12 protein-coding genes are annotated in these 13,907 nt (G+C 72.8%); 6 read left to right on the forward strand and 6 right to left on the reverse strand.

What is annotated here, in order from left to right:
- Nucleotides 1-76 precede the first annotated feature (76 nt).
- Nucleotides 77-1,309 carry a serine hydrolase domain-containing protein gene (locus tag GA0070621_RS28970; protein WP_091202977.1) on the reverse strand — a complete coding sequence of 411 codons (1,233 nt, stop codon included), beginning with the start codon at nt 1,307-1,309 and terminating at the stop codon, nt 77-79.
- Nucleotides 1,310-1,375: 66 nt separating this feature from the next.
- Between GA0070621_RS28970 and GA0070621_RS28975 the strand changes: the two genes are divergently transcribed.
- The 3 genes from GA0070621_RS28975 to GA0070621_RS28985 all read left to right on the forward strand — a co-directional run bounded on the left by GA0070621_RS28975 (nt 1,376) and on the right by GA0070621_RS28985 (nt 3,520).
- Nucleotides 1,376-1,969, forward strand: a complete 594-nt coding sequence (locus GA0070621_RS28975) for a pentapeptide repeat-containing protein (protein ID WP_091201682.1) — start codon at nt 1,376-1,378, stop codon at nt 1,967-1,969.
- 205 nt (nt 1,970-2,174) lie between these two features.
- Nucleotides 2,175-3,071 (forward strand): hypothetical protein, encoded by an 897-nt coding sequence (locus GA0070621_RS28980; RefSeq protein WP_167667572.1) that lies wholly within the window; start codon nt 2,175-2,177, stop codon nt 3,069-3,071.
- Between the two features lie 140 nt (nt 3,072-3,211).
- Entirely contained in the window at nt 3,212-3,520 is a 309-nt protein-coding gene (locus GA0070621_RS28985; RefSeq protein WP_091201686.1) for a hypothetical protein, read from the forward strand.
- A 39-nt stretch (nt 3,521-3,559) separates the two neighbouring features.
- Here GA0070621_RS28985 and dacB read toward each other — a convergent pair whose 3' ends face one another.
- A complete protein-coding gene (dacB, locus tag GA0070621_RS28990) occupies nt 3,560-5,143 on the reverse strand; it encodes a D-alanyl-D-alanine carboxypeptidase/D-alanyl-D-alanine endopeptidase (protein ID WP_091201688.1) in 1,584 nt (527 codons plus the stop codon).
- A 371-nt stretch (nt 5,144-5,514) separates the two neighbouring features.
- On the opposite strand from dacB, the gene GA0070621_RS28995 reads away from it, so the two are divergent.
- Complete coding sequence (locus GA0070621_RS28995; protein ID WP_091201690.1) at nt 5,515-5,796, forward strand: iron-sulfur cluster biosynthesis family protein; 282 nt, start codon at nt 5,515-5,517, stop codon at nt 5,794-5,796.
- A 10-nt stretch (nt 5,797-5,806) separates the two neighbouring features.
- Here GA0070621_RS28995 and GA0070621_RS29000 read toward each other — a convergent pair whose 3' ends face one another.
- The gene (locus GA0070621_RS29000; RefSeq protein WP_167667573.1) at nt 5,807-6,901 is read right to left on the reverse strand and encodes a beta family protein; all 1,095 of its coding nucleotides are present in this window, start codon (nt 6,899-6,901) and stop codon (nt 5,807-5,809) included.
- 172 nt (nt 6,902-7,073) lie between these two features.
- On the opposite strand from GA0070621_RS29000, the gene GA0070621_RS29005 reads away from it, so the two are divergent.
- Entirely contained in the window at nt 7,074-8,408 is a 1,335-nt protein-coding gene (locus GA0070621_RS29005) for a cellulose binding domain-containing protein (RefSeq protein WP_091201692.1), read from the forward strand.
- Nucleotides 8,409-8,465: 57 nt separating this feature from the next.
- On the opposite strand, the gene GA0070621_RS29010 is transcribed toward GA0070621_RS29005, so the two are convergent.
- The 3 genes from GA0070621_RS29010 to GA0070621_RS29020 all read right to left on the reverse strand — a co-directional run bounded on the left by GA0070621_RS29010 (nt 8,466) and on the right by GA0070621_RS29020 (nt 11,047).
- Nucleotides 8,466-8,996, reverse strand: a complete 531-nt coding sequence (locus GA0070621_RS29010) for a PepSY domain-containing protein (RefSeq protein ID WP_091202982.1) — start codon at nt 8,994-8,996, stop codon at nt 8,466-8,468.
- Nucleotides 8,997-9,077: 81 nt separating this feature from the next.
- Complete coding sequence (locus GA0070621_RS29015; RefSeq protein ID WP_091201694.1) at nt 9,078-10,355, reverse strand: sensor histidine kinase; 1,278 nt, start codon at nt 10,353-10,355, stop codon at nt 9,078-9,080.
- Nucleotides 10,352-11,047: a response regulator transcription factor gene (locus GA0070621_RS29020; protein WP_091201696.1), complete on the reverse strand. Its 696-nt coding sequence runs from the start codon at nt 11,045-11,047 to the stop codon at nt 10,352-10,354. Before GA0070621_RS29020 ends, GA0070621_RS29015 begins: the two co-directional genes overlap by 4 nt.
- Before the next feature lie 369 nt (nt 11,048-11,416).
- Here GA0070621_RS29020 and GA0070621_RS29025 point away from each other — a divergent pair, with 369 nt between their 5' ends.
- A complete protein-coding gene (locus GA0070621_RS29025; protein ID WP_167667575.1) occupies nt 11,417-13,819 on the forward strand; it encodes a M14 family zinc carboxypeptidase in 2,403 nt (800 codons plus the stop codon).
- Nucleotides 13,820-13,907 lie beyond the last annotated feature (88 nt).

The following is a 13,907-nucleotide window of genomic DNA, read 5'->3' on the forward strand; positions in this document are numbered from 1 at the left end:
CGGATCGGCCATCCCGGCCGCCGCCCGACGACCGGAACGGCCCGGGCGACGTGCCGGCGGCGCGCCCCGCGTCGGGTCAGTCGATCAGCGCGGAGTAGACCAGCTGGCGCAGCTGCGAGCGCAGCGGGTACGTGCTGGACGGCATGAGCTGGGTGAACAGCAGCGCGGTGACCTCCTCCACCGGGTCCACCCAGAACGCGGTGCTGGCCAGCCCACCCCAGTAGTACTCGCCCACGCTGCTCGGCACCCGGGCCGGCACCGGGTCCAGCACCACCGCGAAGCCGAGGCCGAAGCCGATGCCGTCGAGCACCGTCTCGGCGAAGCCCTGCGGCTCGAACGAGGCCAGGTCGCGCCCGTCGGGCAGATGGTTGCGGGTCATGAAGCGCACCGTCCGGGGCCCCAGCAGGCGTACCCCGTCCAGTTCGCCGCCGCGCAGCAGGAACTGGGTGAAGCGGTGGTAGTCGGCGGCCGTGGAGACCAGCCCGCCACCGCCGGAGAACCAGCCCGGCTCGGTCAGCGCGGCGCGGCCGATGCCGTCCTGACGCATCGTCTGCCCGGTGCTCGGGTGCGGCGCGTAGAGCGCGGCCAGCCGCTTGGCGTCCGGCTCGTCGACCCACCAGCGGGTGTCGGTCATGCCCAGTGGCCGCAGGATCCGCTCGGCGAAGAAGGTGTCCAGGCGCTGCCCGGAGACCACCTCGACCAGCCGACCCAGCACGTCGGTGGAGACCCCGTAGTTCCAGCTCGTGCCCGGCTGGAAGAGCAACGGCAGCCGGGCCAGGCCGGCGGAGGCCGCCGCCAGGTCCATGCCGGGAGGCACGCTCAGGTCGAAGCCCGCCGCCCGGTACAGGCCGTCGACCACCGTGCTCTGCGCGAAGCCGTACGTCAGGCCGGCGGTGTGGGTGAGCAGGTGCCAGACCCGGATCGGCTCGACCGCGGGCGCCGTGTACGGCTTGAGTACCGAGCCCTTGTCGTAGACCCGGACGTCGGCGAACTCCGGCAGCCAGCGGCTGATCGGATCGTTCAGCTCGAACCGCCCCTCCTCCCACAGCATCATCGCCGCGACCGAGGTGATCGGCTTGGTCATCGAGTAGATGCGCCACAGGGTGTCCGGCTCGACCGGCGCGCCGGCCTCCCGGTCACGCAGCCCGTACACGGTCGAGTGGGCGATCTCGCCCCGGCGGGTCACCACGATCTGCCAGCCGGCGAGCCGGCCGTCATCGACGTACCTGCCGAAGTGCTCGTCGATCCGCGCCAGCCGGGCGGGGTCGAAGCCGATACGGACCGGGTCGGTGCTCACTGCGACGCTCACGACGCCGAACCTACCGGCCGGTACGCCCACCCGGGAAGCGTCGGCGGGCCCCACTAGTCTGGCCTGATGCCGCAGCTCACCGAGGACGTCACCTACCGTGACGAGGACTGGTACGCCGAGGAACTGGTCGAACGGCACTTCGTCCGCTGCTCCTTCTTCCACGTCGACCTCACCGAGGCGGTCAGCCAGGGGGCCGTCTTCACCGAGTGCGTCTTCGGCAACGTCGCCCTCAACGCCTCCCGGCACACCGACTCGGCCTTCACCCGCTGCACCTTCAAGCGGTGCAACCTCTTCGAGGCCGAGTTCACCGGCTGCAAGCTGGTCGGCAGCAGCTTCGAGGAGTGCGATCTGCGCCCGCTGCGGGTCAGCGGCGGCGACTGGTCCTTCGTCGCCATGCCCCGGGCCGACCTGCGCGGGGTACGCGTCACCGACGTACGCATGCGCGAGGTCGACCTGACCGGCGCGGACCTGACCGGGGCCACCGTCACCGGGGTCGACCTCTCCGGCGCCCAGTTGCACGCCGCCAAGCTGGTCCGCGCCGACCTGCGCGGCAGCGACCTGACCGCGCTGGATCCGACGACGGTCGAGCGGGCCGGGGCGGTCATCGACGTCGGGCAGGCGATCGTGCTCGCCCAGGCGCTGGGCTTCGAGATCCGGTGACCCGGCGCGGGGCCGGCCGGCACCCCGGTCCGACCTGGACCGCGGCCCGGGAAGCGACCTCGCCACCCGTTGGTGGAAAGGTGGAAACGGGCACCGCCGACAGGTGGCGCAATCGCCGCCCTCGATGTAAATGTGAAGCGGTCATTCCCCCGCCCGCCCCGGTGACCGGAACGGGCCGGGGCGGGCGGGCGGGAGCGGAGGTGCGGTGGGGCGGCAGGACCACGGTGGTGACGCCGGTCGGACGTCGTACCCGTACCGGCACAACCGTTCGGCGTTGCGCCGGATGGCGCGGGCCCGGCAACGCCGCCGCTGGCTCCTGGAGGCGCTGGTCGCCGTGACCTGCCTGGCCGCCGTCGTCGGATCCCTGGGAACCGAGCGGCACGGGACGCCCCGCGAGGAGGAGAGCGGCGTGCTGCCCGCCCCGCCGATCGGCCGGCCGGCCGCGCCGTCCCCGAGCGGTCCCGACGCCGGCGGCGGGATCGTCTCCCCTGGGCTGCGACCCCGACAGCACTCGCCGACACCGAGCCCTTCGCCGAGCCTGTCGCCGTCAACTCCGGCCGAGCCGACTCTCGCGGTCGGCCAGGCCGACGTGCCGGCGCAGGTCGATCTCAGCACGGTCGGCCGGGTCGACTGGACCCACTGGGGGCTTTCCGACGCGGGCACCCCGGTCCGCAAGCGCGGCGGCTCCGGCGAGATCCGCGACGAGGGCGGCCGAGGCGAGCGGGTGAGCTACAGCAACAACCCGGAGGCGTACTCCTGGCACGACGGCGCACCGGTCCGGTCGGCCGGCGGCACCCTCTCCGGCGTGTACACCTGCGGCGAGGGCACCGGCTTCAACCTTGCCGTGGCCGCCGACGGTCAGCCGCGCACGGTGCACCTCTACGCCGGGCTCTGGATGGCCCGCGGTCGCCTCGACCTGCGGCTGTCCAGCGGAGGGCCGACCAGCACGGTGCGCCTGGAGGACCCGCACACCATGCGGACCGCCGACCTCACCGTCCGGTTCCGCGCGCCCCGGGGCGCGAAGCTGCTGGTGAGCTGGACGGTGGAGGAGTCCTTCGGGGACTGTGGCAACGTCAGCCTCCAGGCCGTCGCGCTGCGCTGAGCCGCCGTCGCCGGCCCGGCCGCGCCTCGACCGTCCACACCGGTCGGAACTCCCGGGACAGTTTGTCCGTCGCGGGCACGCTGCGCCGTCGTACCTTTCCGGTTGTCCCGATCCGACCATCCCCTGTGGAGGCTCGCCCAATGAGCAGGAGTGCGCCCGTCGTCCGTCCCGTCGCCCCGGCCGGCGAGGTGCTGCGGGAGATCCCGCTGCCGCCGTACGTGACCGGCGAGGACGCGCAGTTCGCGGTCCGGGCGGTGGTGGTGCACGCGCCGCGACGCTGGTCCGGCGGGACGATCTGCCGCAACGACGCGAGCCCGCACCCGTGCCGGCTGCACCGCTGGGGGCGGCGCGTGCTCGCGCTGCGCGGGCTGCCGCCCGCCGCGATCGACGCGCTGGTCGAGCGCGGCGACCCGAGCGCCGACCCGGAGCCGCACCGTCCGGGCGCCTGAGCCGGGGCCCTGTTCCGTCCCGGGGGACAGGGCCCCGGCTCAGCAGACGATCGGCTTGACCCAGGAGCACTCCAGGCCGTCCGGCACGTGCGGTGATTCGGTCGTCGTCGGCCCGACCAGCCGCGTCGTGGTCGCCCCCTTCTCCGTGTACGACGCCAGGGCGATCGCGATCTGGTCCTCCAGCGACTTGACCGACGAGGTCAGGTAGTTGTTCAGCACGATCGAGAAGGCCAGCAGGTGGCCGTCGGCGTCGGTGACGTAGCCGGAGAGGCTGGACACCCCGGTCAGGCTGCCCGTCTTGGCGTGCACGTTGTTCGCCGCGGGAGTGCCCCGCATCCGGCTGCGCAGCGTACCGCCGACGAAGCGCTCGGCGTTGCCGGCCAGCGGCAGGGCCGCGTACCAGGTGTCGAACCACGGCTCGGCGCGGGCCGCCACGAGCAGCGACACGAACTGGGCCGGCGGGACCAGATTGCGCCGGGAGAGGCCCGAGCCGTCGCGCTGGCGCAGCGTCCCGGTGTCCACGCCGGCGCCTCCGACGTAGTTGCCGATCGCGGCGAGGCCGGCCGACCAGGTGCCGGAGCCGGACAGGACCCGCCCCAACTCCTTGGTCAGCACCTCCGCGTGGCCGTTGTTCGAGAGCTTGAGGAACGGCACCATCAGCTCGGCCAGCGGCATCGAGTCGTGCCGGGCGACGGTCGCCGCGTCGTGCGGGGCGGCCTCGCCGAGCACGGTCCGGCCGAGGACGCGTACCCCGTGCCGTCGCAGGGCCGACCGGAAGATGTCGGCGGCGTACCCGGTCGGCTCCCAGACCGTCATCCATTCGCTGGTCGGCTCGTCGCCGACGGCGATCTGCCCGGTCACCACGATGGTGTTGGCGCCGTGCTCGCGTTCGAAGGAGAGGGTGGTCTGGCCGGTGGCGACCGTCTCGGCCCGGTTGTCGACGCGCAGCCAGCCGTTGGGCGGCGTCATCGTCACCGCCGGTGGCGAACCGGGGCGGGCGGCCGGGGCGGCGTGCACGATCACGGTGCCGGCGTCGTAGTCGGTGTCCGGGGCGACGGTCAGCGCGGAGACCTGTGCCGCGTAGTAGTAGGACTCGTCGTCCCAGGTCCAGTCCGGTCCCAGCCGGGTCCGGTCGTACCGGGTGTCGTCGGCGACCAGGTTGCCGGTCACCACCCGTACGCCCCCGGTCGCGACCTGCGCGGCCAGCCGGTCGTAGTCCTCGGCCAGCGTGGTCGGGTCGCCGCCGCCGCGCAGGTACAGGTTGCCGGAGAGCAGCCCGCCCCGGCGTACGCCGTCGCTGACCACGTCGGTGGTGAAGCGGTGACCCGGTCCGAGCAGTTCCATCGCCGCCGCCGAGGTGAGCAGCTTGGTGTTGGAGGCGGGGATCAGCCGTCGGCCGCCGTTGCGGTCGTAGCGGGTCTGCCCGGTGGCGGTGTCCACCACGACCACGCCCGCCTGTGCGCCGTCCAGCCGGGAGTCGGCGAGGATCGCGTCGATGGTGGCGGCCAGCCGGATCCGCGCGGGGGTGGGCGACTCGGCGGTGGCGGTGGGGGCGCCGGTGGTGGCCGCGGTGGCGACCAGGACCAGCACCGCGAGCGCCTGGGAAAAACGACGACGATGCATGCGTTGATGCTCGCATGGCGCTTTCCTCCAGAGAAGGGCAACGCTCGAAACTTATTGCCAGGATCGGCCGATCTCCTGGCTGGTGCCGAAACCGGGCGGTGCCGAACCGGTACGGATACCCGGCGGAGAGCCTGGGAAACACCGGTCCGGCACCCGCGTCATTCGTTCGGGGACGGTTCCGGCGCCCCCGGTGTCGACTGACTCCGCTCTATTTGACGGATGCCCGGACAGGGGGCACCGTAGGCCATGAGGGGCATTCGACCTGCCCCGTTTTGTGTGGCGAGGACCGAATCGCCATTCCGGGTCCGGACCGGCCGCGCGGGCCGCGTCGACCCGCCCGCGATCCCGAAGCAGTCACGAGGAGTTCCGCGATGCTGACCATGACCGACAACGCCGTCCTGGTGATCCGCGACCTGACCGAGCAGCAGGACGTCGCCGATGGCGGCGGGCTGCGCATCGCCGCCGACGCCGCGGCCGGCTCGCTCTCCATCGAGCTGGTGCCGCAGCCGGTGCAGGGCGACGAGGTGGTCGACAACCAGGGGGCCCGGATCTTCCTCGACGCCGACGCCGCCCAACTGCTCAACGACACCTCCGTCGACGCGGTCGTCGACGAGGAGGGCATCGTGCAGTTCGGCTTCACCGCGAAGGAGTGACCGCGCCGGCTCACCCGGCCCGTCGCGCCGCCCCGCCACGCGGGTGGCGGCCCCGCTCCGGCCCGTACTGACCGGCGGGCCACGGCCCACCGCGCTGCTCCCACCCGGGACGTCGCAGCGCGGCCAGCACGTGCGCCAGGTGGTGGGACGTGCTCCAGGCGAGCCAGTTGGCCGGCGAGCCGGCACCCGCGCCGTGCCGGGCCCGCCGCAGGATCTCGTGGTCACCCCAGGAGAAGCCGGCCCCGGCGGCCGGCCAGTGCGGGGCCGACACGAGCGTGCGGCACAGGTCGGCGAACCGCTCGTCGCCCCGGCCACCCCGCCGCGACCAGCGGTAGATCCACCACGCGTCGTCCGTGGCGTACCGCAGCGTCGGCAGCCGGTCGGCCGGCCCGTCCGAGCCGGGCACCGCGCAGTCGACGCCGTAGTCGCCGTACCCGACGCCGAGGTCGGACAGCCGTTGCCAGAGCCGCCAGTCGAAGCGGTCGAGGCGTACCGGCTCGTCGGTGGGCAGGCGGGCCAGCGTGGGCGGTATCCCGCCGGCGAGCACGGTGACCGAGCGCCAGGCGTGCCGCCGGGACCAGTCGGCCAGCCGCCGGATCCGGGGCTCGGCCAGCCGTACGTCGGCCGGACAGCACACGTCCCCCGCGTCGATCAGCAGATCGCACTGCTCCGGCACCAGCCGGGCCAGCCGCCAGACGCGCTCCACCGCGCCGGTCGTCGCGTCCGGGCCGGCCCGATCCTGCCCGGTCCGCAGCCGCACCACCGCCCGCCGGGCGTACGCGCGCGCGGCGGCGCCGTGCGCCACCAACCGCCGGTGGTGCTCCGCCAGCCCGATCACCGGCACCAGCGGTACGCCCCAGCGGACCAGCTCGCTCTCCGGACCGTCCGGCAGCGCCGAGACGTCGACGGCGGGGAGCAGCCCGGCGGGCAGTCGGCCGAGCAGGTCCATGGTGTACGGATCGAACGCGTGGACGTCGAGGACCGGAGCGAGCAGCGGAGCGGTGGCGTCGTCGAGATGGGCCAGTGCCTCCAGCGCACCCCGGCGACCGACCAGCACGGGCTGGTAGACCGGTTCCGCCGCCCGGCCGTCGTGGGCGGGCACCATAATTCAATGTAGCGGGCCGGTCGCGTCCCGTTCAGGTCTTCCGGGACGGCGTTGACAGCCATCGACCGGGGGTGATGGCATGGGCGGGCGGACGCAGCCGGGCATGGATGGGCACCCATGACATCTCCTGAGTCGGCCCTGTCCAGGGTCGACCCGCCCGGAAGGCTTTCCCATGTCGACCTCGCGCCCCCGCCTGCGACTCGTCGCGGCCCTGGCCGCCGCCGCGACGGCGCTGCTCGTCGCCGGCCAGCTCCCCGCCCTCGCCGTCGGTGACCCGCCCGCCCCGGTGACCGGCAACGCCACCCACTTCGACGGCCTCGGCTCCCCGTACGGCGGCTGCGGCCTCCCGCAGTCCGAACTCGACAGCCAGGACTTCGTCGCGCTCAACGTCTACAACATGCCCGGCGACTACTCGTCCTTCCCGACCCGGCCGCTGCCACCGGCGCAGGCGAGCCGGATCGGGCTGTGGAACAACGGCCTCAACTGCGGCCGGTACGTCAAGGTGACCGTCGGCGACTACTGCACCGGGGTCAACGACGGCGCACCCGCGCAGCCGTTCTGCCGCAACGGCTCCTGGGTGGCCGACGGGTACAACGGCGCCACCCTCACCATGGTGGTCGCCGACTCCTGCGGCGACGGCAACGCCTGGTGCCGGGACGACCCGTACCACCTGGACCTGGTCACCGCCTCGCTGAACCGCTTCGCCCGCAACGGCACCCCGGTCGGGGACATGTACCCGAACCACTGGAACAACCGGCACGTCTCGTGGTCGTTCGTGCCCGCGCCGAACTACACCGGCGACATCCGGATCGGCTTCCTGCGCGGGGCGCAGCGTTACTGGCCGGCGATCGCGGTGTCCCACCTGGCCAACGGACTCCACAGCGTGGAGTATCTGGCCGACGGGGCCTGGAAGGCCGCCACGATGAACAGCGACATGGGTCAGTCGTACGTCATCGGGGCGACCACCTCGGGCGGCACCGACTTCCAGATCCGGGTCCGCGACGCCGCCGACACGCTGATCAACAACGGCCGGGTGTACCGGTTCTCCCTGCCCAGCTCCTGCGGCGGCACCTGCTCGGCCGCGTACACCTCGGTCAGCTACACCACCTCGGACGGCCCGACGCCGTCGCCCACGGCCACGCCGACCGGCACGGCCTCGCCCACCGCCTCGCCCACCGCGACGCCGACCCGCACGCCGCCGCCCGCCGCCGGCTGCGCGGCCGACTACCGGGTGACCGGGACGTGGGCCGGCGGCTTCCAGGCCGAGGTGGGCGTCCGCAACACGGGTACGACCGCGATCGCCGGGTGGACCACCGCCTTCGGCTTCCCGGGCTCGCAGCGCCTGTCCAGCGCCTGGAACGCCACCGCGAGCCAGTCCGGCCAGCAGGTGACCGCGACCGATGCGGGCTGGAACGGCAGCCTCCCGCCCGGCGGCACGGCGAGCTGGGGGTTCGTGGCGACCGGCGACAGCCAGCCCCCGACCGGGCTGCGCTGCACCGCCCGCTGACCGGCAGGGGTCCGGGCGGAAACCTCCACCCGGACCCCTGACCCGCTGCCGGCGCGCTCAGTCGTCGCCGTGGTCGTCGGAGCCACGGCGGTCGCCGCCGTGGTCGTCGTACCGGTCGTCGTCGCTGCCGCCGCGGGTGCCCCCGTGGTCGTCGGACCGGTCGCGGGCGCCGCCGCTGTCGTCGGTCCGCTCCCGCTCGCTCTCCACCACGGCACCGTCGCCCCGGTCGACCTTCACCTCGTGCCGGACGCCGGCGTCGACCACCTTGACGCTCCACACCGGACGGCCGTGCTCCGTCTCGGCCTCGATCTCCACGATCCGGCCGCCGCCGGCACGGGCGAGCGCGATCTCGCCGGCCCGCTCCCGGCTCACCGTGCCGCCGGCGGCGGTACCGCTCGGCGTGGCCCCGCCGTGCGTCGCGTCGTCGTCCGGCTTGGGGTTGTCGTCGCTGGTCGGGCCGGCTGTCACCGCCGTGAGCGCGGTACCGCCCGCCGGCCGGTCGGCCGCGGTCACGCCGAGCGCCACGCCGGTCACCGCGAGCACCGCGGCGCCGCCGGCCGCCGCCAGCATCAGGGAAGTTCGTCGCATCGTCTTCACCTCTCCTCGGTTGTGCCATCGAGGATCGGCGCGACGGGGATAGCGGCGCGCTGCCCGGCGGATAAGCCCGGGTTAAGGCTGCGGCGGCCCGAGGCGGAGCAGCGCGACCGTGCCACCGTCGGGCCCGCCGCGCAGCTCCAGCCGGCCGCCGCCGGCCCGGGCAGCCCGGTCGGCGATGTCCAGGCCCAGCCCGGTCGACCCGGCCCGGCTGGCGCCCCGCCGCACCGGTCCGGCCGGCATACCCGGGCCGGAGTCGGCCACGGTCAGCGCGACCTGTCCCGCGTCCCGGGCGAGCCGGACGGTGAACGGGGTGCCGTCCGGCGTGTGCGCGAAGACGTTGCCCAGCAGCGCGTCCACCGCGGCGGCCAGCTCGTCGTCGGCCACCCCCACCGGCAGCGGGCCGGGCGCGAGATCGAGGGTGACCGTACGGCCGGTGTCCTCGGCGAGGACGGACCAGAACGCCACCCGCTCGCCGACGACCGCCGCCGCGTCGCAGCCGCCCCGGCCGTCCCGCGTCGAGCTGCGCCAGCGGGCCTGCCGGATCAGGCCGGTGACCGCCCGTTCCAGGCCGTCCACCGCCGTGGTCAGCCGGGCCGCGTCGTCCGGGTCGCGCAGCGACTCGGCCTCCAACCGCAGCACGGTCAGCGGGGTACGCAGCCGGTGCGACAGGTCGGCCACCTGCTCCCGTTCCTCGCGCAGCAGCACCTGGATCCGTCCGGCCAGGTGGTTCAGCGCCCCGGCGACCTCCCGCAGCTCGGCGGGCCCGGCCGGGGTGACCCGGGCGTCGAGTTCGGCGCTGGCGAGCCGGTGGGAGACCGCGGAGAGTTCGGTGATCGGCCGCACCAGGGTCCGGGCCAGCCGGTCGGCGACCACCAACCCGACCAGCACCAGCAGCACCCCGAGCAGGGCGAGCACCAGCCAGGCCCGGGTCACCCCGGCGGTGAGCTGGGACCGGGGGACCACCGTGCGGATCACCGCCGTCCCGTCCGGGCGGCCCTGGACCGCGATGACCACCTCCCGGCCGTCGGCCGACTCGGCGGTCAGGCTCTGCCCCCGCGCGGCGAGCGCCACCGCGGGCGTACGGGGCACCGGGGCCCCGAGCACCGTGCCGTCGGGCAGGAACACGCTGATCGGCCGGCCCGACTCCGCGGCGAGCTGCTCGACGGTCAGCCGGACGGTCTGCGGGTCGGCCGTGCCGACCACCGGCACCAGGCTCTGCGTCTCGGCGGTGGCCCGCACGGTCGCCCGGTCCGCGGCGACGGTGCGGACCAGCAGCGCCAGCGGCACCAGGAAGGCGGTCAGGACGAGCACGCCGACCGCGGCGGCGAGCAGCGCCAGGCGGGCCCTCACCCGGTGCCTCCCGGCGCCGCCAGCCGCACCCCCACACCCCGTACGGTGTGCAGGTAGCGCGGTTGCTGGGCGCTCTCGCCCAGCTTGCGTCGCAGCCAGGACAGGTGCACGTCGACGGTCTTGTCGGCGCCGCCGTACGGGATCCGCCAGACCTCGGTGAGCAGCTCCCGTTTGGTGACCACCTGTCCGGGCCGTCCGGCGAGGTGGTGCAGCAGATCGAACTCGCGCGGTGTCAGCTCCACCGGTACCCCGTCCAGGCTCACCTGCCGCGACCGCGGGTCGATCCGCAGCCCGCCGACGACGAGCGTCGGGTCCCCGGTCGCGGTGTCCCCGGCCGACCGGCGCAGCACGGCCCGGACCCGGGCGTCCAGCTGCGCCGCCGTGAACGGTTTCACCAGGTAGTCGTCGGCCCCGGCGTCGAGCAGCCGGACGATCTCGGCCTCGTCGTCGCGTGCGGTGGCCACGATGAGCGGCACCGAGCTGACCGCGCGCAGCATCCGCAGCAGCTCCCGACCGTCCAGATCGGGCAGTCCCAGGTCGAGTACGACGAGGTCGGGCCGGTCGTCGAGCGCGTCGCGCAACCCGGTCATCGCGGTGGAGGCCGCGGCGACCGCGTGGCCGCGCTCCCGCAGGGCCCGGATCAACGGGGTACGGATCGTCAGGTCGTCCTCGATGAGCAGCAGCCGTGCCACAGGTTGCACGCTAGTCGCCGGTCCGCTCCAGGTCATTCCTCGTCCGGTTTGCGGAGGCGGTCCGGTCTCCGGCACGAGGGTCCGATCGCGCCCACACACGTAACGGTTGGGTTAAAGATGCGGTTCAAGCTGGTCGGATCAAGGACGTGGCGGTGCGGACAGCCGGGGCGGGATGATCGTTTGGTTCGGTCGGGACCATTGTCCGCCCTGCTGACATTGATCTTGACAGCTCTTGAGAGTCGGATCACACTTCCCGCCAGCTATGGCTGCCGAGGTCGTGCCGGGACCCCCACCGGGTCGGCCATCGGGACCTCCCTGCCAGGAAGGACTCTCATGAGGAGTACAAGGAAACCGATCAGGCGGGGCCGCTTGCTGGCTCTGCTCGCCCTACCGCTGGCGCTCGCCGTCAGCGCGCCCGGCCTCGCGAATCCGACGACGGACACCGCGGTGGCCCCCGACAGGACGTCGAGTGGCGAACAGAACGGCGTCGGTCTGATGCGGATCGTGGTCGCCGACAAGTCGGGCATCGACCGGCTCAACGAGCTGGGTGTCGACCTCGCCGAGTACGTCAAGCCGGTCGACAACGGCATCGAGGTGCACGCGATCCTCAGCCCGGAGGAGAGCCAGTCGCTGCGCGACATGGGCTTCGACGTGCAGGACGCCATCTCCGACCAGAGCGACTACGCGGAGAACGTGGCGGAGCGGTCCACCACGGTCCGGGCCCTGCAGGCCCTGGCCGCCAGCACCGACACCCTGACCGTGCTGCGGTCCGAGTGGTTCACCAGCCTCGACAACCAGCTCTTCCTCAACATCGAGGTGAAGTCGAGCGCCGGCAGCGACTCGACCACGGTGCTGACGGTGAGCTACGACAGCGGAGCGGGCACGGAGATCGGCTCCGGCGGCACCGCCACCCTGTCCCGGTTCACCGACGCCGGCCAGTACATGTACCACCGGTTCAGCAACCCGCTGGCCATCGACAAGGCGCCGGCCAAGGCCACCATCACCAGCAACAAGGGTGGCTCGGTCACGGTCGACGTGGCCAAGTGGCTGGGCAGCCCGCGCAAGGTCACCGGTGACCACCCGTACGTGTCGGACTTCGTCGACCACTACATGGACCCGACCGAGATCACCGCCCGGTTCACCTCGCTGGCCGCGGAGTTCCCGAAGCTCACCCAGCTGATCGACCTGCCGTACAAGACGAACGGCTACCGGCGTCAGGCGCAGGCGCAGTTCGGCACCGCCACGGCGAGCATCGTCTACGTCACCTCCAAGGCGTACGGCTCCGAGGGCGGCAACGACATCACCATGTCGCTGGTCAACCCGGGCGCGGCGAACGCCCCGCTGACGGTCGGCGTCTCCGGCAAGGCCGTCACGGTGAACCTGGCGACCAACGGTTCCGGCGCGATCACCAGCACCGCGGCGCAGGTCGCCAACGCGGTCAACGGCAACGCCGACGCCGCCAAGCTGCTCACGGCCAGCACCTACCGGGGCAACGCCGGCGCGGGCGCCGTGGCCGCGGCCGCCGCCACCAAGCTGACCGACAACCTGAAGGCGCCGGCGAGCGTTTCCCGCGACCCGTTCCAGATGAAGGTGCTGCGGATCGGCAAGCACCGGGACGGCTCGAAGGTCGGCGTCTTCCTCTACTGCCAGGAGCACGCCCGGGAGTGGGTGACCCCGCTGGTCTGCGTGGAGTCGGCCGAGCGGCTGCTGCGCAACTACGCGCAGGACCCGAACACCCGCAAGATCGTCGATGACCTGGACATCTTCATCCTGCCGGTGGTCAACCCGGACGGCGCGCACTACAGCATGTACGACTACAACATGCAGCGCCGGAACATGACCAACTACTGCCCGGCGTCCTCGGCGGACCCGGCCAACCGCAACGCCTGGGGCGTGGACATCAACCGGAACTTCTCGGTCGGTTCCGTCTACGACGGCTACAACGGCGGGTCGACGAGCTGCACCAGCGACACGTACTCCGGGCCGAGCAAGCTGTCCGAGCCGGAGGCGCGTAACGAGGTCTGGCTGGTCGACAACTTCCCGAACATCAAGCTCTCGATGAACACCCACTCCTACGGCGGCTACTTCATGTGGCCTCCGGGCGCGTACAAGACCGCCGGGCGTGAGGTGCTGCCGCGGGTGGACCAGGGTACCGAGGCGTTCTTCTGGACCTCCTCGGACTACATCCTCTCCCGCGTGCAGGAGTACCGGGGCACCGCGATCTGGCCGGGCCGTACCGGACCGGTGACCGACGTGCTCTACTCGGCGGCCGGCAACAGCGCCGACGAGCACTGGTACAACCGGGGCATCATCGGCTGGGACTTCGAGGTCGGCGCGGACGTCTACAACCCGACGACCAAGCGGTTCACCGCGGTCGGCTTCCAGCCGACGTTCGCCGAGGGCCACGAGGAGGCGATGGAGTTCGCCAACGGCAACATCGGCATCCTCGAGGTCGCCCGGGCGTACGCCACGGACAAGATCCAGCCGAAGAGCACGGTGAAGATCGTCAGCCAGCAGCCGGGCGCCACGACCTTCACCTTCACCACCAGCGAGCCGGCGAACGTGTACTACACGCTCGACGGCAGCCGGCCGACGTTCAACTCGCCCAAGCTGGCCCTCGCCGGCATGCGGGAGGGTGTCCAGAACCTCACGGTGAACAGCAACACGACCATCAACTGGTTCTCCGTCGACATCGCCGGCAACGTGGAGAGCAACTACAAGCCGGACGGCAACGGCAAGAACTACAACAAGCAGACCGTAACCGTCAACTAACCAGTCCTGACCGAACAGCGGTGGCCGTCGACCCCAGGTCGGCGGCCACCGGCCTTATCCGCGACCACCCCGCTCGCGCCTCATCTCC

The sequence above is a fragment of the Micromonospora narathiwatensis genome (genome assembly GCF_900089605.1).
GTDB lineage: Bacteria > Actinomycetota > Actinomycetes > Mycobacteriales > Micromonosporaceae > Micromonospora > Micromonospora narathiwatensis.